This window comes from Burkholderia sp. SRS-25 (genome assembly GCF_004343765.1).
GTDB lineage: Bacteria > Pseudomonadota > Gammaproteobacteria > Burkholderiales > Burkholderiaceae > Burkholderia > Burkholderia contaminans.
Map to the genome: position 1 here is coordinate 161,008 of NZ_PTXM01000018.1, position 21,638 is coordinate 182,645.

At 68.7% G+C, this 21,638-nt stretch carries 18 protein-coding genes; 13 read left to right on the forward strand and 5 right to left on the reverse strand.

Features of this window, described 5'->3' with window-relative positions; genetic code table 11:
* Positions 1–5: 5 nt before the first annotated feature.
* From C5O79_RS25110 to C5O79_RS25120, 3 genes are all read left to right on the forward strand, one after another.
* A complete protein-coding gene (locus C5O79_RS25110; RefSeq protein WP_046544310.1) occupies positions 6–779 on the forward strand; it encodes an SDR family oxidoreductase in 774 nt (257 codons plus the stop codon).
* A gap of 416 nt (positions 780–1,195) precedes the next feature.
* The gene (locus tag C5O79_RS25115; protein ID WP_124473074.1) at positions 1,196–2,791 is read left to right on the forward strand and encodes an ABC transporter substrate-binding protein; all 1,596 of its coding nucleotides are present in this window, start codon (positions 1,196–1,198) and stop codon (positions 2,789–2,791) included.
* Between the two features lie 199 nt (positions 2,792–2,990).
* Positions 2,991–4,637: an ABC-F family ATP-binding cassette domain-containing protein gene (locus C5O79_RS25120; protein ID WP_131931825.1), complete on the forward strand. Its 1,647-nt coding sequence runs from the start codon at positions 2,991–2,993 to the stop codon at positions 4,635–4,637.
* A 16-nt stretch (positions 4,638–4,653) separates the two neighbouring features.
* Here C5O79_RS25120 and C5O79_RS25125 read toward each other — a convergent pair whose 3' ends face one another.
* Positions 4,654–5,733, reverse strand: a complete 1,080-nt coding sequence (locus tag C5O79_RS25125) for an MBL fold metallo-hydrolase (RefSeq protein ID WP_131931827.1) — start codon at positions 5,731–5,733, stop codon at positions 4,654–4,656.
* Between the two features lie 304 nt (positions 5,734–6,037).
* Between C5O79_RS25125 and aceK the strand changes: the two genes are divergently transcribed.
* The 9 genes from aceK (at position 6,038) to bioB (ending at position 16,384) form a co-directional block, all read left to right on the forward strand.
* Entirely contained in the window at positions 6,038–7,855 is a 1,818-nt protein-coding gene (gene aceK, locus C5O79_RS25135; RefSeq protein WP_046544306.1) for a bifunctional isocitrate dehydrogenase kinase/phosphatase, read from the forward strand.
* 55 nt (positions 7,856–7,910) lie between these two features.
* Complete coding sequence (can, locus tag C5O79_RS25140; RefSeq protein ID WP_046546228.1) at positions 7,911–8,678, forward strand: carbonate dehydratase; 768 nt, start codon at positions 7,911–7,913, stop codon at positions 8,676–8,678.
* Between the two features lie 111 nt (positions 8,679–8,789).
* The gene (locus tag C5O79_RS25145; protein ID WP_039346388.1) at positions 8,790–9,467 is read left to right on the forward strand and encodes an SDR family oxidoreductase; all 678 of its coding nucleotides are present in this window, start codon (positions 8,790–8,792) and stop codon (positions 9,465–9,467) included.
* A gap of 39 nt (positions 9,468–9,506) precedes the next feature.
* The gene (locus C5O79_RS25150) at positions 9,507–9,944 is read left to right on the forward strand and encodes a YchJ family protein (protein WP_039346391.1); all 438 of its coding nucleotides are present in this window, start codon (positions 9,507–9,509) and stop codon (positions 9,942–9,944) included.
* Positions 9,945–10,050: 106 nt separating this feature from the next.
* Complete coding sequence (locus C5O79_RS25155; RefSeq protein ID WP_047852283.1) at positions 10,051–11,325, forward strand: CocE/NonD family hydrolase; 1,275 nt, start codon at positions 10,051–10,053, stop codon at positions 11,323–11,325.
* Positions 11,326–11,798: 473 nt separating this feature from the next.
* The gene (gene bioA, locus C5O79_RS25160; protein ID WP_122474379.1) at positions 11,799–13,145 is read left to right on the forward strand and encodes an adenosylmethionine--8-amino-7-oxononanoate transaminase; all 1,347 of its coding nucleotides are present in this window, start codon (positions 11,799–11,801) and stop codon (positions 13,143–13,145) included.
* A complete protein-coding gene (gene bioF, locus C5O79_RS25165) occupies positions 13,142–14,590 on the forward strand; it encodes an 8-amino-7-oxononanoate synthase (protein WP_122474380.1) in 1,449 nt (482 codons plus the stop codon). Before bioA ends, bioF begins: the two co-directional genes overlap by 4 nt.
* Positions 14,587–15,306, forward strand: coding sequence for a dethiobiotin synthase (gene bioD, locus C5O79_RS25170; RefSeq protein WP_122474381.1), 720 nt, complete (start codon positions 14,587–14,589; stop codon positions 15,304–15,306). The genes bioF and bioD overlap by 4 nt, the downstream gene beginning before the upstream one ends.
* A 55-nt stretch (positions 15,307–15,361) precedes the next feature.
* Positions 15,362–16,384 carry a biotin synthase BioB gene (bioB, locus tag C5O79_RS25175; RefSeq protein WP_046544302.1) on the forward strand — a complete coding sequence of 341 codons (1,023 nt, stop codon included), beginning with the start codon at positions 15,362–15,364 and terminating at the stop codon, positions 16,382–16,384.
* Positions 16,385–16,590: 206 nt separating this feature from the next.
* On the opposite strand, the gene C5O79_RS25180 is transcribed toward bioB, so the two are convergent.
* The 4 genes from C5O79_RS25180 to C5O79_RS25195 all read right to left on the reverse strand — a co-directional run bounded on the left by C5O79_RS25180 (position 16,591) and on the right by C5O79_RS25195 (position 19,644).
* On the reverse strand, positions 16,591–17,319 hold the full coding sequence (locus C5O79_RS25180; RefSeq protein WP_122474382.1) for a copper homeostasis protein CutC: 729 nt from the start codon (positions 17,317–17,319) through the stop codon (positions 16,591–16,593).
* A 94-nt stretch (positions 17,320–17,413) separates the two neighbouring features.
* Positions 17,414–17,818 carry a hypothetical protein gene (locus C5O79_RS25185; protein ID WP_122474383.1) on the reverse strand — a complete coding sequence of 135 codons (405 nt, stop codon included), beginning with the start codon at positions 17,816–17,818 and terminating at the stop codon, positions 17,414–17,416.
* Positions 17,815–18,201 (reverse strand): hypothetical protein, encoded by a 387-nt coding sequence (locus C5O79_RS25190; protein WP_122474590.1) that lies wholly within the window; start codon positions 18,199–18,201, stop codon positions 17,815–17,817. The genes C5O79_RS25185 and C5O79_RS25190 overlap by 4 nt, the downstream gene beginning before the upstream one ends.
* A gap of 156 nt (positions 18,202–18,357) precedes the next feature.
* Positions 18,358–19,644, reverse strand: a complete 1,287-nt coding sequence (locus tag C5O79_RS25195) for an EAL domain-containing protein (RefSeq protein WP_122474384.1) — start codon at positions 19,642–19,644, stop codon at positions 18,358–18,360.
* Positions 19,645–19,941: 297 nt separating this feature from the next.
* On the opposite strand from C5O79_RS25195, the gene C5O79_RS25200 reads away from it, so the two are divergent.
* Positions 19,942–21,609, forward strand: a complete 1,668-nt coding sequence (locus tag C5O79_RS25200; RefSeq protein WP_122474385.1) for a Na+/H+ antiporter — start codon at positions 19,942–19,944, stop codon at positions 21,607–21,609.
* Positions 21,610–21,638: the final 29 nt, after the last annotated feature.

Sequence of the window (21,638 nt, forward strand, 5' to 3'; positions counted from 1 at the left end):
CCGGCATGACTACTCCGCTGAAGGTCTTCATCACCGGCGCATCGAGCGGCCTCGGCCTCGCGATGGCCGAGGAATACGCCCGCCAGGGCGCCACGCTCGCACTCGTCGCGCGACGCACCGATGCCCTCGATGCGTTCGCGCGGCGGTTCCCGAAGCTGTCCATCTCCGTCTATTCCGCCGACGTGCGCGACGCCGATGCGCTCGCGACGGCCGCTGCGTCGTTCATCTCGACGCACGGCTGCCCCGACGTCGTCATCGCGAACGCAGGCATCAGCCAGGGTGCCGTCACGGGCCAGGGCGATCTCGCGACGTTCCGCGACGTGATGGACATCAACTACTACGGGATGGTCGCGACGTTCGAGCCGTTCGTCGGCCCGATGACGGCCACGCGCCACGGCACGCTGGTCGGTGTCGCGAGCGTTGCCGGCGTGCGCGGGCTGCCCGGCTCCGGCGCGTACAGCGCGTCGAAATCGGCCGCGATCAAGTATCTCGAAGCGCTGCGCGTCGAGCTGCGGCCGGCCGGCGTCGGCGTCGTGACGATCGCGCCCGGCTACATCCGCACGCCGATGACCGCGCACAACCCGTACCGGATGCCGTTCCTGATGGACGCCGACCGCTTCGCGGCGCGCGCGGCCCAGGCAATCGCCCGGCAGCACGCGTTCCGCGTGATTCCGTGGCAGATGGGCGTCGTCGCGAAGGTGCTGCATGTGTTGCCGCGCTGGCTGTACGACCGCCTGTTCGAGAAGGCGCCGCGCAAGCCGAAGGCCGGGGCGCACTGACACGCCGGCGAGTGCCGGCCCGCGCGAAGCTTCGCGGGCCGTCTCTCCGTCTCTCCGTCTCTCCGTCTCTCCGTCTCTCCGTCTCTCCGTCTCTCCGCACCGACGCCAAGCGGCTTCGACGCTTCGATTCGCGGCACGCCCGCACCGCTCCCGCACCGTCCCCGACGCGCCGCTGCCCAGCATCCCGGGCCCCAGCGCTCTTCCGCCCGCAGCCTCCTTCGCCCCTCGCCGCCCCAACACCCGTTCCGTCGCGAACGCAGCCGTTTTTCGGTCAATTCGCTGCGTTCAGGCGCCTTTTTTCACGCGCCGCGCACTTTGACGGTATGCTATTCGCCAGCCGCGCCGGCCCTGTCCGCTTCCGGGCCGCGCCCGCATCCCGTCACCCAGCAAAAAACACAAGCCACGTGGGAGATCCTATGCAGGTCAAGCTGTTCGCCGCGGCCACGCTCGCCGCCGCCCTCGCCGCCCCCGGCCTCGCCGCCGCCAAGCCGCTCACCATCTGCACGGAATCGAGCCCGGACGGCTTCGACGTCGTGCAGTACAACTCGCTCGTCACGACCAACGCATCGGCCGACGTGATCTTCAACACGCTCGTGTCGTACGACGAAGCCGCGAAGAAGGTCGTGCCCGCGCTCGCCGACAAATGGGATGCGAGCGCCGACGGCCTCACGTACACGTTCCACCTGCGTCCGAACGTCGCGTTCCAGACCACCGACTATTTCAAGCCGACCCGCTCGCTCGACGCGGACGACGTCGTGTTCACGTTCTCGCGGATGCTCGACGACTCGAATCCGTGGCACAAGGTGGCCGGCGCGAGCGGCTTCCCGCACGCGCAGTCGATGGGCCTCGTGAAGCTCGTGAAGTCGGTCACGAAGGTCGACGACAACACCGTGAAGTTCGTGCTGAACGAGCCGAACGCGACGTTCGTGCCGATCCTGACGATGGGCTTCGCGTCGATCTACTCGGCCGAATACGCGGACCAGCTGCTGAAGGCCGGCAAGCAGGCCGACCTGAACGCGAAGCCGGTCGGCACCGGCCCGTTCGTGCTGAAGAGCTACACGAAGGACGCGCTGATCCGCTACGACGTGAATCCGACCTACTGGGGCACGAAGCCGAAAGTCGACCGGCTGATCTATGCGATCACGCCCGACCCGTCGGTGCGCCTGCAGAAGGTCAAGGCCGGCGAATGCCAGATCGCGCTGTCGCCGAAGCCGCAGGACGTGCTCGCCGCGAAGGGCGAAAGCGCGTTGAAGGTCGTGCAGACGCCCGCGTTCATGACCGCGTTCGTCGCGCTGAACACGCAGAAGAAGCCGCTCGACAACGACAAGGTGCGCGAAGCGCTGAACCTCGCGTTCGACCGCGCGACCTACCTGAAGGTCGTGTTCGACAATACCGCGACGGCCGCGAACAACCCGTATCCGCCGAACACGTGGAGCTATGCGAAGGACGTCGCGCCGTATGCGTACGATCCGGCGAAGGCGAAGCAGCTGCTCGCGCAGGCCGGCTTCCCGAACGGCTTCTCGACGACGATCTGGACGCGCCCGACCGGCAGCGTGCTGAACCCGAACCCGAAGGTCGGCGCGGAGCTGCTGCAGGCCGACCTCGCGAAGATCGGCGTGAAGGCCGAGGTCAAGGTGATCGAATGGGGCGAGCTGATCAAGCAGGCGAAGCTCGGCCAGCATGACATGCTGTTCATGGGCTGGGCCGGCGACAACGGCGATCCGGACAACTACCTGTCGCCGCTGTTCAGCTGCAATGCGGTGAAGTCGGGCATCAACTTCGCGCGCTTCTGCGACACGCAGCTCGACAAGCTGATCGCCGACGGCAAGTCGACCGCCGACCAGGCCAAACGCGCGAAACTGTACGAAGCCGCGCAGAAGATCATCCACGACCAGGCGCTGTGGATTCCGCTCGGCTACCCGACCGCGGCCGCGCTCACGCGCACGAACGTGAGCGGCTATCACGTGAGTCCGTTCGGACGGCAGAACTTCACGACCGTCGCCGTGCAGTAACGCAACCCTCGCGCGTGGCGCGCAGGCGACGGTGCGTCCGACCGTCGCTTGCCGCCCGCGCGCGGCGCGCGCTACACTGCGCGCTCATTCCTCACACCGGACGTCAGCCAAAGTGAACAACTAAGCCTTCCCGAAATGTTTTCGCCGCCGTGCCACGCACGCCGCGCGCGAAGGTCTTCACGCATTTTCGGAGGTGCTTATGGCTGCAGCCACGCCCACCGGCGCGCTCGTCGCGCTTCATCACGTTTCCTTCCGCTTCGACGACGGCTTCACGCTGTTCGATTCGCTCGACCTTTCCATCGACCGCACGCCGACCGGCATCGTCGGCCGCAACGGCATCGGCAAGAGCCAGCTCGCGCAATTGATCGCGGGGTGCTGCGCGCCGAGCGCGGGGACGATCGAGCGGCACACGTCAGTCGTCTACGTCGCGCAGCAGCATGACGACGGCGACGTATCGGCCGGCCCGCGAACCGTCGCGCAAATTGCCGCGCTCGATGGGCCGCTCGGCGCACTCGCGCGTCTCGCCGACGGTCGCGCAGAACCGCACGACTTCGACCTGATCGGCGATCGCTGGGATCTCGCGGAGCGGCTGCGCACCGCGCTCGACGCAGCCGGACTGCACGACGTGCGCGCCGACACGCCCGCGCAGGCATTGAGCGGCGGCCAGCTCGCGCGCGTCGCGCTGATCGGCGCGCTGCTGTCCGGCGCGGGCTTGCTCGTACTCGACGAACCGACCAACCATCTCGACGCGCCGGGCCGTGCATGGCTGCGCGCGGCGCTCGACGGCTGGCGCGGCGGCGTCGTCATCGTGAGCCACGACCGTGCGCTGCTCGCCGGCGTGCAACGGATCGTCGAGCTGACGCCGCAAGGCGTGCGCTCGTATGGCGGAAACTACGCGCTCTACCGCGCGCAACGCGACGCGGAACAGGATGCCGCGCAGTCCGCGCTCGACAACGCGCGTGCCGAACGCGGACGCGTCAGGCGCAGGCTCGAACAGGAACACGACACGATCCAGCGTCACGCGGCCGCGTCGCTGCGCGACGCGAAGTCGGCCAACCTGTCATCGATGGCAAAACAGAGTCGCAAGGGTGCGGCGCGCAGCATCATGGGCACGGTGCGGCGCCACCAGAACGAGTTCAAGGCGACACTCGACGAACGGGTACAGGAAGCAGCCGCACGCGTCGAAGCCGATGCGCCCGTGCTGGTGTCGCTGCCGGGCACCGAGGTCAGCGCGCGCCGCCAGTTGTTCACGCTCGAACGCGCGCACCTGCCGTGGCGTATCGCAGGCGCGGCCGATGCAATCACGTGGTCGGCGAGCGGCCCCGTGCGCATCGCGCTGACCGGCCCGAACGGCTGCGGCAAATCGACGTTGCTGCGAATGCTGGCCGGCGAACTCGAACCGCGTTCAGGCGCACGCACGACGCACGTGAGCGCCGCGTATCTCGACCAGCGGCTCGCGCTGCTCGATCCCGATCGTTCGATCGTCGAGCAACTGGGGCTGCTCGATACGCCGCTCGCCGAAGGCGACCTGCGCAGCCGGCTCGCACTGCTGCAGCTCGACGCGGTGCGCGCGACGCAGCCCGCACGGCAGCTGAGCGGCGGCGAGCGCCTGAAGGCCGCGCTCGCGTGCGCGTTGTGGCGCGGCACGCCCGCGCAACTGCTGCTGCTCGACGAGCCGACCAATCACCTCGATCTCGAATCGGTGCGGGCGATCGAAGCCGCACTGGCTGGCTTTCCCGGCGCGATCGTGGTCGCGTCGCACGACCCCGCGTTTCTCGCGGCGCTCGACCCGACCCATACGATGCAATGGCATCGCGACGGGTGGCGCTACGAACCCGTCGCTTGAGGAGAACGCGGCGGTATCAGCCGGCGGTGCGGAACCGCAGCACGCCGTCGTCGCCCTGCTCGCGCACGAGCTCGCCCGCGAGCCACAGCAGGTTCAGGTGCGCGAGCGCTTCGCCGAGCGCGAACGTCATCTGGTGGATGTCGAGCTCGCGCCGGCGGAACATGATCGGCACGATGTCGGCCGCGCTCATCGGCTTTTCCGCGCACGCGACGCGCACTTCGGCCAGACGCGCGTCGTGGTGTTCGCGCAGTTGCGTGATGCGCGTGCGCACGCCGCGGAACGGCTTGCCGTGCGACGGCAGCACCAGCGTATCGGGCGCCATCGTCTCGTAGCGGCCGAGCGACTGCAGGTACAGCGCGAGCGGGTTCGCTTCCGGTTCGAGGTCGAACACGGACACGTTCGTCGAGATGCGCGGCAGCACCATGTCGCCGGAGATCAGCACGCCGTCCGCGTCGCTGTGCAGCGCGCAATGTTCAGGCGAATGGCCGAAGCCGGTCACGACGCGCCACGTGCGCGCGCCGATCGTCACCGCGTCACCCTCGCGCAGGCGCCGGTAGCGCGGCGGCACGGCCGGCACGAGATCCGAGTAGTAGCTGCGGCGGTTGCGCAGCTTGTCGAGCGCGGCCGGATCGGTCAGCCCGTGGCGCGCGAAGTGATCGGCGGCCGCCGCGCCGCCCGCGTTCGAGCCGTTGCCGGCCGCCATCAGGCAGCCGAACATGTACTCGCCGAGCGTCATCCACAGCCGCACGTTCCAGCGGCCCTTGTCGCCGCCTTCGCACAGCCAGTTCGCGAGGCCGAAGTGATCGGGGTGGCAGTGCGTGACGAGCACGCGCAGCACGGGCAGGCCGTCGAGATGCGTGTCGAAGATCTGCTCCCAGTGCGTGCGGATCGCGTCCGACGAGATCCCGCAATCGACGATCGTCCAGCCGGCCTGCCCGTCGATCTCGTCGCGCAGCAGCCACAGGTTGATGTGATCGAGCGAGAACGGCAGCGGCATGCGCAGCCAGCGCACGCCGGGCGCGACCTCGAACGTGTCGCCCGCGGCGGGCAGCGTATCGGCGAAGGGATAGTCGAGTTGGTGTTCCAGTGCGTTCATCGGTGGGGCGTCTCGTCGTTATCGGTGCGATTGCGCGCCGGCGGCAGGCCGCGGCGAGCGGTGCGTCGATTCTATCGCCGTCCCGGGGAACGCGTGCCCGGCGGCTTGCCGCCCGTCAAAAAAAGTTCGTGCCAGAATCGGTTCCGTACCCGTATCTTTACGCGAAGATGCACCGAACGGCACCCAACGGCGGGCAACCCGCCGCCTGCCGGCCGGCCGCGCCTCGCCGCAAAGCCCTTGAATTGCCCGCTTGGGCGCTAAAATGGCGAGTGCTTACAGCCCCTCCCGAACGAGTCTGCACGCGATGAATCACTTCCCCAAACTGCTGTCTTCGCAGATCGGTTTCGACGTCGCGCAGACGATGCTCGAGAACTTCGACCGCCACTACCGGATCTTCCGCGAGGCGGCCGTCGAGGCGAAGACGCTGTACGAGCAAGGCGACTGGCACGGGCTGCAGCGGCTCGCGCGCGAGCGGATCACGTCGTACGACGATCGCGTGAAGGAATGCGTCGAGGTGCTGGAAGACGAATACGACGCGGAGAACATCGACGACGAAGTGTGGCAGCAGATCAAGCTGCACTACATCGGGCTGCTCACGTCGCACCGCCAGCCCGAGTGCGCGGAAACCTTCTTCAATTCGGTGTGCTGCAAGATCCTGCACCGCTCGTACTTCAGCAACGATTTCATCTTCGTTCGCCCGGCGATCTCGACCGAGTATCTGGAGAACGACGAGCCGGCCGCGAAGCCGACCTACCGCGCGTACTATCCGGGCACCGACGGGCTCGCGGCCACGCTCGAGCGGATCGTCACGAACTTCCAGCTCGAGCCGGCGTTCGACGATCTCCCGCGCGACATCGCGTGTGTGATGGAGGCGATCCACGACGAATTCGGCCACTTCGACGAAGCGCCGAATTTCCAGATCCACGTGCTGTCGTCGCTGTTCTTCCGCAACAAGAGCGCGTACATCGTCGGCCGCATCATCAACGCCGACCGCGTGCTGCCGTTCGCGGTGCCGATCCGCCACGTGCGCCCTGGCGTGCTCTCGCTCGACACCGTGCTGCTGCGCCGCGACCAGCTGATGATCATCTTCGGCTTCTCGCACTCGTATTTCCTCGTCGACATGGGCGTGCCGTCCGCGTACGTCGACTTCCTGTGCACGATCATGCCCGGCAAGCCGAAGGCGGAGATCTACACGTCGGTCGGCCTGCAGAAGCAGGGCAAGAACCTGTTCTATCGCGACCTGCTGCACCATCTGTCGCATTCGAGCGACCGCTTCATCATCGCACCCGGGATCAAGGGCCTCGTGATGCTCGTGTTCACGCTGCCGTCGTTCCCGTACGTGTTCAAGATCATCAAGGATCACTTCCCGCCGCCGAAGGAAACCACGCGCGCGCAGATCATGGAGAAGTACCAGCTCGTGAAGCGCCACGACCGCCTCGGGCGGATGGCCGACACGCTCGAGTATTCGAGCGTCGCGCTGCCGCTCGCACGGCTCGACCACGCGCTCGTGCGCGAGCTGGAGAAGGAAGTGCCGTCGCTGCTCGAATACGAGGACGGCAATCTCGTGATCGAGCACCTGTACATCGAGCGCCGGATGACGCCGCTCAACCTGTACCTGCAGAACGGCTCCGACACCGACGTCGAGCACGGCGTGAAGGAGTACGGCAACGCGGTGAAGGAGCTGATGAAGGCGAACATCTTCCCGGGCGACATGCTGTACAAGAACTTCGGCGTCACGCGCCACGGCCGCGTGGTGTTCTACGACTACGACGAGATCGAGTACCTGACCGACTGCAACGTGCGCCGCGTGCCGCCGCCGCGCAACGAGGAAGACGAGCTGTCCGGCGAACCGTGGTATACCGTCGGCCCGCACGACATCTTTCCGGAGACCTACGGGCCGTTCCTGCTCGGCGACCCGCGCGTGCGCGACGTCTTCATGAAACATCACGCGGACTTTTTCGATCCCGCGCTGTGGCAGGCCAGCAAGGACAAGCTGATCCAGGGCGAATTGCCCGACTTCTATCCATACGACACCGCGCTGCGCTTTTGCGTGCGCTACCCCGCGCGTTTCGGCGCGACGGAGCAGGGCGATGCCGCAGGCGACGCGCAGCGCGCCGCCTGACGCCCGCTATACCGCACCGATTGCGACCCGATTTCCGCCAACGGAATCCACACCGATGAACCCCCAAGACAATCCGCTTTCACACCTGTTCGACAACAACGACGCCTGGGTCAAGCACAAGCTCGAGGACGATCCGGAATTCTTCGCGCGTCTGGCCCACCAGCAGGCGCCGGAATATCTGTGGATCGGCTGCTCGGATTCGCGCGTACCCGCGAACGAGATCATCGGCCTGCCGCCGGGCGAAGTGTTCGTCCACCGCAATATCGCGAACGTGGTCGTGCACAGCGACCTGAACTGCCTGTCGGTGATCCAGTTCGCGGTCGACATCCTGCGCGTGAAGCACATCATGGTCGTCGGCCACTACGGCTGCTCGGGCGTGAACGCCGCCCTGCTCAACCGCCGCGTCGGCCTCGCCGACAACTGGCTGCATCACGTGCAGGACGTGCGCGAACGCCACACGGCGCTGCTCGACGCATGGCCGGTGGGCGAAGCGCGCTATCGTCGCCTGATCGAGCTGAACGCGATCGAGCAGGTCGTCAACGTGTGCCGCACGACGATCGTCAACGACGCGTGGGCGCGCGGCCAGTCGCTCACCGTGCACGGGCTCGTGTACGGCGTGCACGACGGCCGGATGCGCAACCTCGGGATGGCCGTGTCGAACTTCGAAGCGCTCGACGAAACCTACAAGCGCTGCGTGGCCGCACTCGTCGCCGGCGGCGAGCATGCCCCGGACAACGACATGATCGCGGCGGACGCCGCGCGGCTCGAAGGCGTCGCGCAGGCTGTCGCCGCCACGCTGAAGCCGTGCGACGACGCGAAGTAACGCAGCGGCCTGCGCGGCGGACACTGCGCAGTCGTACAGCCGTGCCACCCATCGAACGGATCTGACACCGGCGCTGCCGCCACGGCGGCGCCAAGCAAAGGAGCGACGGGCATGAAAACCGCATTGATCGTCGGTGCATCGCGCGGCCTCGGCCGCGAATTCGTCCGCCAATACCGGCGAGACGGCTGGAACGTGATCGCCACCGCGCGCGACGACGCGTCGCTCGACGCGCTGCGCGCGCTCGGCGCGCACGCGCATGCGCTCGACATCACGCAGCCCGAGCAGATCGCGGCGCTCGGCTGGAAGCTCGACGGCGAGCGGCTCGATGCGGCCGTGCTGGTGTCGGGTGTGTACGGGCCGCGCACCGAGGGGGTCGAGACGGTCACCGCCGAGGATTTCGACGCGGTGATGCATACGAACGTGCGCGGGCCGATGCAGTTGCTGCCGATCGTGCTGCCGCTCGTCGAAGACGCGCGCGGCGTGCTGGCCGTCGTGTCGAGCCGGATGGGCAGCATCGCCGAGGCGACCGGCACGACCGGCTGGCTGTACCGCGCGAGCAAGGCCGCGCTGAACGACGCGCTGCGCATCGCGTCGCTGCAGACGCGCCACGCAGCGTGCATTTCTCTCCATCCCGGCTGGGTGCGCACCGACATGGGCGGCGCGCAGGCCGCGATCGACCCGGAAACCAGTGTGACCGGCATGCGCCGCGTGATCGCCGAATCCGGCGCGGACGTGTCGCAGGCAAACGGCCGCTTCTTCCAGTACGACGGTGTCGAGCTCAGCTGGTGAGCCGGCATCACAACCCGGCGTCGTTAATTCCCGTTTCGCATGATTTTGAACCGACCTGACGCGTGCCCGTGCGGCGGCGCGTCCCCCGCTCCCGCCGGCAAAGCGCCGGCGCCCCGCTATGCGGCCTGCTGCGGCCGCTTCATCGACGGCGGGCAAGCCGCGCCGACCGCGCTCGAGTTGATGCGCTCGCGGTACAGCGCGTACGTGCTCGGCGCGACCGACTACCTGCGCGCGACCTGGGCCGCACGCACCTGCCCGGCCGATCTCGACACCGACCCCGACGCACCGGACGCGCCGCGCTGGCTCGGGCTCGCGGTCAAACGCCACGCGCCGCTCGACGAGCGGCACGCGGAGGTCGAGTTCGTGGCCCGCTACAAGGTCGGCGGACGCGCTTACCGGCTCCACGAGACGAGCCGTTTCGAGCGCGACGAACAGGGTTTCTGGCGCTATGTCGACGGCGAAGTAAGCGAACGTTGACAAATAGTTGCTGTGTCAGACGCCGGGTAATTCCCGCATTGCACAATCCCATTTTGTCCGGCTACGATGACCTCGAATTGGTCATGTTGCATGGCAGGGCTTACGAATGGCGTTCAGCAAGGTATTGGTGGGATGGATGGCGGCGTGTGCGCTGTCGGCCGCTCAGGCCGGTACGCTGCCGAGCGCAGATTCAGGGACGGGTGCCGGCGCCAGCGGGTCGCTCGCCCACGCCGAACGCTTCGACTACAGCGATTCGAACCTGCCGCAGGTCGCCGCCGACCTGAACGAACAGATCCTCCGCATTCCGGCCGACGCATCGGGCACCGTCACGCTCGAAGCCACGCTCTTCAAGCCGAACGGCCCCGGCCCGTTCCCGCTCGTCGTCTTCAATCACGGCAAGAACACCGGCGATCTCCATCTGCAGCCGCGCAGCCGGCCGCTCGCGTTCGCGCGCGAATTCGTGCGCCGCGGCTATGCGGTGATCGCGCCGAACCGCCAGGGCTTCGCGGGCTCGGACGGCACGTACCAGCAGGAAGGCTGCAACGTCGGCAAAAATGGCCTCGCGCAGGCGGCCGACGTCGACGCGACAGTGCGCTACATGTCCCACCAGTCGTACGTCGATGCGTCGCGCATCGTCGTCGCCGGCACGTCGCACGGCGGCCTCGTATCGGTCGCGTACGGCACCGAAGCCGCACCGGGCGTGCGCGGCATCATCAACTTCTCCGGCGGGCTGCGCCAGGATCTCTGCGACGGCTGGCAGAAGAACCTCGTCGACGCGTTCGACCAGTACGGCGCACACACGGCCGTGCGGTCGCTGTGGCTGTACGGCGACAACGATTCGGTGTGGACGCCCGGGCTCGTCGCGCAAATGCACGGCGCCTACGTTTCGCACGGCACGCAGGCCCAGTTCATCGATTTCGGCCGCTACAAGGACGACGCGCACCGGCTGATCGTCGATCGCGACGGCGTGCCCGTGTGGTGGCCGGCGGTCAACGCGTTCCTCGCCCAGCTGAACCTGCCGACCTCGGTGCGCTACGCAGTCGCGAACCCGCACGAGCCGAAGGCGAGCGGCTATGCGTCGATCGACTCGGTCAACGCGGTGCCGTATGTCGACGAAGCCGGCCGCGAAGGCTATCGCCGCTTCCTGAACCAGCATCCGAGCCGCGCGTTCGCGGTGTCGTCGGAAGGCGCGTGGTCGTGGGCCGAAGGCGGCGACGATCCGATGGCGCTCGCGCTCGACAACTGCGCGAAGCAGGGCGCAGGTTCGTGCAGGCTGTATGCGGTCAACGACCGGGTCGTGTGGAACAACGCGACGCAAACGGCCGACAGCGACGACAGCAACGCACGCGACACCGGCACGCCGGCGCTGGCTTCGCGTTGACGAACGGCGGCCGCCGCCGCCGTTTTTCGTTTTCCTCCTCTCCTCCCTTTCGTCGCCCATGCGGCACCCCACGCGTGTCCAGCGCGAATGCGCCGTCTCGCAACCCCGCGCCTGCATGTCTCTTGTCACCGCTCACCGTCGAGCGTGTTCCGATCACGTGGGGCCACATCATTACGCGCCATCGACTCGCCCTTCGCGCCCCGATTTTTCACCCCGCCGCCGCCCGCCGGCCCACGATTTTTTTCGGTTGGGGGGCTCACTCGAACGTCGTCATCTGCGGTCATTTCGGGACATCTGAACCGTACCGTCCCGAGCCGCCCCGATCTGCGCCGAACTCCCGCCGGACAAGGCTTTGCGGCGTTTGTAACCGGTAGTGCAACGGGTCGCGGAACACGCTAATCTCAGCGCGTTTCGTATCCCGCCGCGCGGCATCCCGTCGATGCCGCGCAGCCGTTTTATCCCCCGGAGTCGCCTTGAGTACGCCAGCCACCGACGACTGGGTCGCGCGCAGCCTGCGCGCGGTCTGGCATCCCTGCACCCAGATGAAGCATCACGAGCGCCTGCCGCTCATCCCCGTCGCACGCGGCGCGGGCCTGTGGTTGTACGACCGTGACGGCCGCCGCTACTTCGATGCGATCAGCTCGTGGTGGGTCAACCTGTTCGGCCATGCGAACCCGGACATCAACGCGGCGCTGAAGGACCAGCTCGACACGCTCGAGCACGCGATGCTCGCCGGCTGCACGCATGAGCCGGCCATCGAGCTCGCGGAGCGGCTGCACGCGCTCACCGCGCGCACGCTCGGTCATGCGTTCTTCGCGTCGGACGGCGCGTCGGCGGTCGAGATCGCGCTGAAGATGAGCTTCCACGCGTGGCGCAACCGCGGCCGCGCGAACAAGCAGGAGTTCGTCTGTGTAGCGAACAGCTATCACGGCGAGACGATCGGCGCGCTCGGCGTGACCGACGTCGCGCTGTTCAAGGACGCGTACGACCCGCTGATCCGGCATGCACACGTCGTCGCGTCACCCGACGCACGCGGCGCGCTGCCGGGCGAAACGGCCGCCGACGTCGCGAGCCGTGCGCTGGCGGACGTGCGGCGCCTGTTCGTCGAACGCGGCGACCGGATCGCCGCGCTGATCGTCGAGCCGCTCGTGCAGTGCGCGGCCGGCATGGCGATGCACGATCCGTCGTACGTCCGCGGGCTGCGCGCGCTGTGCGACGAATTCGGCGTGCACCTGATCGCCGACGAGATCGCGGTCGGCTGCGGCCGCACCGGCACCTTCTTCGCGTGCGAGCAGGCCGGCGTCTGGCCCGATTTCCTGTGCCTGTCGAAAGGCATCAGCGGCGGCTACCTGCCGCTGTCGCTCGTGCTCACGCGCGACGACGTGTTCGCCGCGTTCTACGACGACGACACGACGCGCGGCTTCCTGCACTCGCATTCGTACACCGGCAACCCGCTCGCGTGCCGCGCGGCGGTCGCGACGCTCGACCTGTTCGAGCGCGACGACGTGCTCGCGGCCAATGCCCGCAAGTCGGCGACGCTGCGCGCAGCGCTCGCGCCGCTCGACGCCCACCCGCAGGTACGCCACCTGCGCGAGCGCGGCACGCTGTTCGCGTTCGACGTCGCGCTCGACGGCGACGCGGCGCGCGGCTTCTCGCGACGCTTCTTCGAACGCGCGCTGGAACGCGAGCTGCTGCTGCGCCCGATCGGCTCGACCGTGTACCTGATGCCGCCGTACGTGATGAGCGACGACGACATCGCGTGGCTCGCGCAAAGCACGCGCGACACGCTCGATGCAACGCTCGCGGAGATCGCTGGATGACACAACAGCCCCCACGCTCACTTCGTTCATTGCCCCCCGAGGGGGCGGCTGCCTCCCTTGGGGCGGCCCGGCGGGAGGCAGCGACGAACCCTCTGCTCGATACCCTGCAACGCGGCCTCGCCGAGCTCGACGCGCAAGGGCTGCGCCGCGTGCGCCGCACCGCCGACACCGCGTGCGATGCGCGCATGACCGTCGACGGCCGCGAGATCGTCGGCTTCGCGAGCAACGACTATCTCGGCCTCGCCGCGCATCCGGCGCTCGTCGCCGCGTTCGCCGAAGGCGCGCAGCGCTACGGCTCCGGCAGCGGCGGCTCGCACCTGCTCGGCGGCCATTCGCGTGCGCATGCGACGCTCGAAGACGAACTCGCCGCCTTCTCGGGCGGCTTCTCCGACGCGCCGCGCGCGCTGTACTTCAGCACCGGCTACATGGCGAACCTCGCCGCGATGACAGCGCTGACGGCCAAGGGCGCGACGATCTTCTCCGACGCGCTGAACCACGCGTCGCTGATCGACGGCATGCGGCTGTCGCGCGCGAACGTGCAGGTCTATCCGCATGCGGACACGGCCGCGCTCGCCGCGTTGCTCGACGCATCGGATGCCGAAACGAAGCTGATCGTCAGCGACACGGTGTTCAGCATGGACGGTGACATCGCGCCGCTCGCCGAGCTCGTCGCGCTGGCCGAACGCCACGGCGCGTGGCTCGTCGTCGACGATGCGCACGGCTTCGGCGTGCTCGGCCCGCAGGGCCGCGGCGCGCTCGCGGCCGCCGCGCTGCGCTCGCCGCATCTCGTGTACGTCGGCACGCTCGGCAAGGCCGCCGGCGTCGCGGGCGCGTTCGTGATCGCGCACGAGACCGTGATCGAATGGATGATCCAGCGCGCGCGCAGCTACATCTTCACGACGGCCGCGCCGCCGGCCGTCGCGCACGCGGTATCGGCCAGCCTGAAGGTGATCGCGGGCGACGAAGGGGACGCGCGACGCGCGCATCTCGCCGCGCTGATCGACCGCACACGCGCGCTGCTGCGCAACACGCGCTGGCAGCCGGTCGATTCGCACACGGCCGTGCAGCCGCTCGTGATCGGCAGCAACGACGCAACGCTTACTGCGATGCGCGCGCTCGACGCGCATGGCCTGTGGGTGCCCGCGATCCGGCCGCCGACGGTGCCCGTCGGCACGTCGCGGCTGCGCGTGTCGCTGTCGGCCGCGCATTCGTTCGACGATCTCGCGCGGCTCGAAGCCGCGCTGATCGAAGCCAGCGAGGCGCAGGCCGTGCAGGAGACGGAACAGCCCCCACGCTCACTTCGTTCGCTGCCCCCCGAGGGGGCTGCAGCCTCCCTTGGCGCGGCCCGGCGGGAGGCAGAACAGCCCCCACGCTCACCTTGTTCGCTGCCCCCCGAGGGGGCTGCAGCCTCCCCTGGGGCGGCCCGGCGGGAGACTGCAGCATGACCGCCCCGCTCTCGCTGTTCGTTACCGGCACCGACACCGAAATCGGCAAGACCTTCGTATCGGCCGCGATGCTGCACGCCTTCGCGCGGCATGGCATGCGCGCAGCCGCGCTGAAACCCGTCGCGGCCGGCGCGTACGAGCGCGACGGCGTGTGGCGCAACGAGGATGCCGACCAGCTCGACGCGGCCGCGAACGTCGTGCTGCCGTCCGAGCTGCGCACGCCGTTCCTGCTGAAGGCACCGGCCGCGCCGCATATCGTCGCCGCGCAGGAAGGCGTGACGCTCGACATCGACACGATCGTCGCGTGCCATCGCGAAGCGCTGACGCGCGCGGAGATCGTCGTCGTCGAAGGCGCCGGCGGCTTCCGCGTGCCGATGAACGACACGCAGGACATGGCCGATCTCGCGATCGCGCTCGGCGTGCCGGTCGTGCTCGTGGTCGGCGTGCGGCTCGGCTGCATCAACCACGCGCTGCTGACCGCCGACGCGATCGCCGCGCGCGGCCTCAAGCTCGCCGGCTGGGTCGCGAACCACGTCGACCCGGCGATGTCGTTCCCCGACGAGAACATTGCAACGATGCGCGACTGGCTCGCGCGCGAGCACGGCGCGCCGCTGCTCGGCCGCATTCCGCACATGAGCCCGGCCGATCCCGAATCCGCCGCGGCGATGCTCGACATCGCCGCGCTCGTCGAGACGCTGCGCACCGCGCAGCATTGACCCAACCGAAACAGATCCCCCGATCCCTCATCCCCGACCAGGACAGGAAAACGATATGACCCAAGCCCAGACTGCCGCCACCGTGCAACCCGACGCGATTCCCGTGGCCGCTCCGGTCTCGCAGCGCTGGCGCGTCGCCGACGTCGTCGCGCTGTTCGAGCTGCCGTTCAACGACCTGATCTTCCGCGCGCAGCAGGTGCACCGCGAGCACTTCGACGCGAATGCGGTGCAGCTGTCGACGCTGCTGTCGATCAAGACGGGCGGCTGCGAGGAAGATTGCGGCTACTGCTCGCAGTCGTCGCACCACGACACGGGCCTGAAGGCCGAGAAGCTGATGGACGTCGACGCGGTGCTCGACGCCGCGCGCGCGGCGAAGGCAAACGGCGCGAGCCGCTTCTGCATGGGCGCCGCGTGGCGCAACCCGAAGGAGCGCCACATGCCGGCGCTGACCGAGATGGTGCGCGGCGTGAAGGAACTCGGCCTCGAGACCTGCATGACGCTCGGCATGCTGGAAGACGAGCAGGCGCAGGAACTCGCGAGCGCGGGCCTCGACTACTACAACCACAACCTCGACACGTCGCCGGAGTTCTACGGCCAGGTGATCTCGACGCGCACCTACCAGGATCGCCTCGACACGCTCGACCGCGTGCGTGACGCGGGCATCAACGTGTGCTGCGGTGGCATCATCGGGATGGGCGAATCGCGCCGCGAACGCGCGGGCCTGATCTCGCAGCTCGCGAACCTGAACCCGTATCCGGATTCGGTGCCGATCAACAACCTCGTCGCAATCGAAGGCACGCCGCTCGAAGGCACCGCGCCGCTCGACCCGTTCGAATTCGTGCGCACGATCGCGGTGGCGCGGATCACGATGCCGAAGGCCGTGGTGCGCCTGTCGGCCGGCCGCGAGCAGCTCGACGACGGCCTGCAGGCGATGTGCTTCCTCGCCGGCGCGAACTCGATGTTCTACGGCGACCAGTTGCTGACGACGAGCAACCCGCAGTCGCAGAAGGACCGCGCGCTGTTCGAACGCCTCGGCATCCGTTCGAGCGATGCGGACGCGATGGCGGCGAACGCGTAAGCGGTACCCACGGCGAGTTCGTTCGCCACATGAAAAAGCCGGGATGCGTCCCGGCTTTTTTTCATCCGATCGTCTGCACCGGATCGCCACGCGCGCCGCCCGGCGTGGCGGGTGACACGCCCGTCATGTAGCCCGCCCTTCCCGCCGGCGTACCGGTGTGTCGTCTCGGCGCGCGCGGCAGCGGCCGCTACCGTGCGCCGTGTGCGTCACACGTGTGCCGCCGCGCCGTCGATCGCCGCGCGCACGCGCTCGACGAGTGATTGATCGACCGGCGCCAGCACCTCCCCGCGCGGCCGCACGCCCGAACCGAAATGCACCGCGCGCACGCCGGTCGCGCGGACGAAATCGCCGACCGCATCGACCGTGAGCCCCGAGCCAGCCAGCACCGTGCAGGTCGAGCCTGCCGCCTGCCGCACCAGCCGCGTGATCGTCGCGACCGCATCGAGCACCGACGGATGGCCGCCCGACGTCAGCACCGACGTGACGGACGGCACGCGCAGCAGCGCGTCGAATGCGGCGTTGAGATCGCGCGAGACGTCAAACGCGCGGTGGAAGGTCAGTGCGCGGCCGTCCGCCGCGGCCGCGATGCGCGCCAGTGCATCGAGATCGACGTCGCCGCGTGCGTCGAGCGCGCCGAACACGACACCGTTCGCACCGGCCGCGACGGCCGCGCGCACGTCGCGTTCGATCACGCGGAGATCGTCGGCGTCATAGACGAACGACCGGCTGTGCGGCCGCACGATCACGTTGACGGGAATCGGCACGGCGGCCACGACGGCTTCGATCAGGCCGACGCTCGGCGTCAGCCCGCCCTCGGTGATCGCGGTCACGAGTTCGAGGCGGTCGGCGCCCGCGCGGGCGGCGGCCTTCGCATCGCCGACGGTCGTGGCGATCACTTCGAGGAGAACGGAGGAGGAGGCGGTGTTTCGGTTCATGGGCGGCCCGCGATTCGTCAGGACAATTCGCGCATCCTAGCCGAGCCGCGTGACGGACGCCAGCGTGCCGGCCGCCGCGCCGTGAACGACGCCGTCAACCGCGCCGCACGAGCCACACGCCGACGAGCGCGGACAAGCCGGTCACCGCGGCGCCCGGCGCGAACCGGAACATGCGCGCGTTGAAGTACGCGCCCTGCTGCTGCATCACGTCGACGATCGCCGGTGTGAGCACGAGCATCCCCCAGCCCACCATCCCGAGCGCGGTGGTCGCGGCCGCGACGAGCAGCACGATGCCCGCGCCGCGCGCACGCGGCAGGAATGCGCCGGCAAACGCGCCCGCAGCGAGCAGCACGGCCGACACCGCGAACAGCACGGCGACGAATACGGCGGTCGCGCCCGCGTGGCCGACTTTCATGAACGCCGCCATCTGCGCGGCGATCACGCATAAGCCGGCGATCGAGAACAGCACGATCGCCAGCGCGTTACGCACGACGCTCACGCGAGGGCCTGTCGGAAATACGCGGTCGCGGGGCGCCGGAACATCAGGTAGACGAACAGCGCGAACAGCAGGGCGCCGGGAATCAGCACCGCATACATCGACGCCGGCATGTTGACGAACGAGAACGCGAAGCCGAACACGGCCGTCGCGATATAGGCCTTGCGCGACCATTCGCGGCCCTTGAGGATCGCGATGCCGATCACGACGTTCACGGCTTCGAGGATCACGCTGATGCCGAGCGTCGCCCAGACGGGCAGCAGGTAGTGCGACAGCAGCGCCTGGGTGGTCGGCATGCCGATCGTGAACGGCGTATAGACGCACGTGATCGCGTTGGTCACGATGATGATCCACGCGAGAATGGTCAGCGAAATCGGTCTTTTCATTGTGTTTTCCTTGTTATTCGCCGCCATGGTGGCCCCCGGGACGGCGCGCTCGCGGTCACGATGGCCGCAGTCGGGCCATTGTCGGGGAAGCGCACGGCGAACGCAACGGACGCCCCGTTCCGCTCGCCGCATCCGCCGGCGCCGATGCGCGCGGCGCTAGCCGGCGTCCGCTTCGTCGTCGCGCCAGTCGATATCGCCGCACAGCACGCGCTGCGCGTCGCCGATGCGCACGGCCACCGACAGCGTCACGCACGGCTGCGCCTCGTTGATCGACAGGTACGGCCGCGTGACCTGCACGCGCCCCGGCTCGGCGATCGCCGAGCGGAAATACGGCCGGCGCAGCCAGTTCGCGCCCTGCGCGTCGGCCAGCGGCGAGAAGCGCGCCTCGGCAAGCGCGCGGTCGGCGCGCAGCACGACGTTGCGGCCCGACTGGCGGCCGTGCGCGTCGAGCAGGAAGCAGCGCGCGGCCGCGTCGATCGCGAGGAAGTTCCAGCACACCTCGTCGAGCGGCTCGCCGGCCGCGAGACGCTCGGCCGCACGTTCGAACGCGCGCAGGTACGGCGCGAGCCGCTGCGCATCGCGCCGCTCGCGCGCGTCGGTCTGCTGCCGGAAGCGCTCGGTCAGCTCGCCGATGCAGCCCGTCGCGGCCGCGCTGTCCGGCAGCCCCGGCGCCGGCCGGCCGAAGTAATAGCCCTGCACGAAATCGGCCTCGCACGACAACGCGATCTGCGCCTCGTGCTCGGTCTCGATGCCCTCGACGAGCACCAGCTTGCCGGCCTCGTGCAGCAGCGTCACGAGCCCGTGCAGGATCGCGGTGAGCCCCGTGCGGTGCGCCGCGTGCGACAGCATGATCCGGTCGAGCTTCACGATGTCCGGGTTCAGTTGCCAGATCCGCTCGAGGTTCGAGTGACCCGCGCCGAAATCGTCGAGCGCGATCAGGAAGCCGTGCGTGCGGAATTCGCGCACGGCCTCGGCAAGCCGCTCGACGTCTTCCGCGCGCTGTTCGAGCACTTCGAGCACGACGCGGCGCGGCGGCATGCCGAGCCGCTTCAGGTTCGCGAGCAGCGCGGCCGCCTGGAACGGGTCGGTGAGCACGCCCGGATGCACGTTGAGGAACAGCCACTCGCGCTCGGCGCCGAGCAGCGCGAAGTTCTCGAGATGCAGCGCCTGCGCGAGCCGGTCGAGCTGCAGCAGCTCGCCCTGGCGCGCGGCTTCGCCGAACACGTCGAGCGGCGACACGGCGCGATCGAGCGCATCGTGCGCGCGCAGCAGCGCCTCGTAACCCACCGCACGCTGGTGCGACAGGCTGAAAATCGGCTGGAATACGGTCGTGAGCGTCATGTCGCGGTGCTGCGTCGCCAGACGTTCGAAGCCGGAACTCACCTCCCGCTCGAACCGGTACGGCGACGCGGCGGCCGGACGCTCCTGTTGCACGATCGTCATGCGTTCCTCCTGGTATTGCCTTCGAACGCGGCGCCCGACGCAGCGAGCGGCGCGTGCAATGTCTTGGTTGGACCCTCGGTTGCCCGGTCGACGCCGGACGGCTGCCCAACCTGAAGCAAGCTCCGTGCAAGGCGCCGACAATCCTTGCGCCGTGCGGCTCGCGCCGGGTTGCCGCACCATCCCGGCGCAGGTCGCGCGCACCGTTTTCGTGCGCGCGCACCGGCCGCTCGAACGCAGCCGTTACGCCAGCACGCTACACTCCGTACGATCGTTTCATTCCCCGTATTCGCCGTATCGATGGAAATCGTCTTCACAGTCCTGATCCTGCTGCTGACCGTCGCGCTGTCCGGCGCCGTCACGCGCATCCTGCCGTTCCAACTGCCGTTGCCGCTGATGCAGATCGCGTTCGGCGCGATGCTCGCGTGGCCGAAGCTGAACCTGCACGTCACGTTCGATCCCGAAATCTTCATGCTGCTGTTCATTCCGCCGCTGCTGTTCGCGGACGGCTGGCGGATTCCGAAGCGCGAGCTGTACCTGCAGCGCCGCGCGATCCTGATGCTCGCATTCGGGCTCGTGTTCATGACGGTACTCGCAGTGGGCTACTTCGCGCACTGGCTGATACCCGAGTTGCCGCTGCCGATCGCGTTCGCGCTCGCGGCCGTGCTGTCGCCGACCGACGCGGTCGCGCTGTCCGGGATCGCCGGCAAGGGTCGCATTCCGCCGCAGCTGATGCACATCCTCGAAGGCGAGGCGCTGATGAACGACGCGTCGGGCCTCGTCGCGCTGAAATTCGCGATCGCGGCCGCGCTGACGGGCATGTTCTCGCTGCGCGACGCATCGGTCACGTTCGTGATCGTCGCGGCCGGCGGGCTTGCGACAGGCGCGATCGTGTCGTGGGCGTTCAGCGCGCTGTCGACCCGCTTCCTGAACGCCGAGCAGGAAGGCGATCCGGCCCCCGGCATCGTGATGACGCTGCTCGTACCGTTCGCGGCCTACCTGTTCGCCGAGCACCTCGACCTGTCGGGCGTGCTGGCGGCCGTGTCGGCCGGGATGATGATGAACTACACGAGCTTCTCGCGTAAAAGCACCGTCGCGTCGCGCGTGCGTGCCGAAAGCACGTGGGCGATGATCGAGTTCGTGTTCAACGGCATGGTGTTCATCATGCTCGGGCTGCAGTTGCCGCACATCATCGGCCGCACGCTCGTCGACGCGCACCACACGAGCGACGCGCTCGTCGGCCGGATGATCTTCAACGTCTGCGCGATGATGCTCGCGCTGTATGCGATCCGCTTCCTGTGGGTCTGGTTGCTGCGCTGGTTCGCGAGCCGTCGCGCCGCGCGCCACGGCCTCGCGGGCACGATGGCCGGCGTGCGCACGATCGCGGTGATGACGGTCGGCGGCGTGCGCGGCGCGGTCACGCTCGCCGGCGTGCTGTCGATTCCGGTCGCGCTGTCCGACGGCGTGCCGCTGCCGGGCCGCGATACGGCGATCTTCGTCGCGTCGGCCGTGATCCTCGGCTCGCTCGTCGTCGCGGTGATCGGCCTGCCGCTGCTGCTGCGCGGCGTGCGTTCGTCGCGCAGCCCGCTCGGCGACGAGGAACGCGCCGCGCGCGCGGCGGCCGCGCAGGCCGCGATCCGCGCGATCGATTCGTCGCACGACGCGATCTCGGTCGATCTCGACGAATCGGGCGCCGCGCGTTGCGCGGACATTTCAGCACGCGTGATGGACCAGTACCGCCGCCGCCTCGCGACGCTCGCCGACGACGGCCCCACGCCGCGCGCGGAAGCGAAGCAGACCGAAACGATGGAACTGCAGATGCGGATCGCCGCCGTGCGCGCGGAACGCTCCGCGCTGTATCGGCTGCGCAGCGAGAGCAAGATTTCCGATGAGACGCTGACGAAGCTGCTCCGCGAGATCGACCTGTCGGAAACCGCGCTGTCGACGCGCAAGAAAGGCATTGTCTAAAGGCTCGGCTGCTGCCTCGACGCGGCGGC

What these genes read in the sequence shown, in the direction of transcription:
- C5O79_RS25110 (WP_046544310.1), top strand. Translation starts at nt 6, where the DNA reads ATGACTACTCCGCTGAAGGTCTTCATCACCGGCGCATCGAGCGGCCTC.
- C5O79_RS25115 (WP_124473074.1), top strand. Translation starts at nt 1,196, where the DNA reads ATGCAGGTCAAGCTGTTCGCCGCGGCCACGCTCGCCGCCGCCCTCGCC.
- C5O79_RS25120 (WP_131931825.1), top strand. Translation starts at nt 2,991, where the DNA reads ATGGCTGCAGCCACGCCCACCGGCGCGCTCGTCGCGCTTCATCACGTT.
- C5O79_RS25125 (WP_131931827.1), bottom strand. Translation starts at nt 5,733, where the DNA reads ATGAACGCACTGGAACACCAACTCGACTATCCCTTCGCCGATACGCTG.
- aceK (WP_046544306.1), top strand. Translation starts at nt 6,038, where the DNA reads ATGAATCACTTCCCCAAACTGCTGTCTTCGCAGATCGGTTTCGACGTC.
- can (WP_046546228.1), top strand. Translation starts at nt 7,911, where the DNA reads ATGAACCCCCAAGACAATCCGCTTTCACACCTGTTCGACAACAACGAC.
- C5O79_RS25145 (WP_039346388.1), top strand. Translation starts at nt 8,790, where the DNA reads ATGAAAACCGCATTGATCGTCGGTGCATCGCGCGGCCTCGGCCGCGAA.
- C5O79_RS25150 (WP_039346391.1), top strand. Translation starts at nt 9,507, where the DNA reads ATGATTTTGAACCGACCTGACGCGTGCCCGTGCGGCGGCGCGTCCCCC.
- C5O79_RS25155 (WP_047852283.1), top strand. Translation starts at nt 10,051, where the DNA reads ATGGCGTTCAGCAAGGTATTGGTGGGATGGATGGCGGCGTGTGCGCTG.
- bioF (WP_122474380.1), top strand. Translation starts at nt 13,142, where the DNA reads ATGACACAACAGCCCCCACGCTCACTTCGTTCATTGCCCCCCGAGGGG.
- bioD (WP_122474381.1), top strand. Translation starts at nt 14,587, where the DNA reads ATGACCGCCCCGCTCTCGCTGTTCGTTACCGGCACCGACACCGAAATC.
- bioB (WP_046544302.1), top strand. Translation starts at nt 15,362, where the DNA reads ATGACCCAAGCCCAGACTGCCGCCACCGTGCAACCCGACGCGATTCCC.
- C5O79_RS25180 (WP_122474382.1), bottom strand. Translation starts at nt 17,319, where the DNA reads ATGAACCGAAACACCGCCTCCTCCTCCGTTCTCCTCGAAGTGATCGCC.
- C5O79_RS25190 (WP_122474590.1), bottom strand. Translation starts at nt 18,201, where the DNA reads ATGAAAAGACCGATTTCGCTGACCATTCTCGCGTGGATCATCATCGTG.
- C5O79_RS25195 (WP_122474384.1), bottom strand. Translation starts at nt 19,644, where the DNA reads ATGACGATCGTGCAACAGGAGCGTCCGGCCGCCGCGTCGCCGTACCGG.
- C5O79_RS25200 (WP_122474385.1), top strand. Translation starts at nt 19,942, where the DNA reads ATGGAAATCGTCTTCACAGTCCTGATCCTGCTGCTGACCGTCGCGCTG.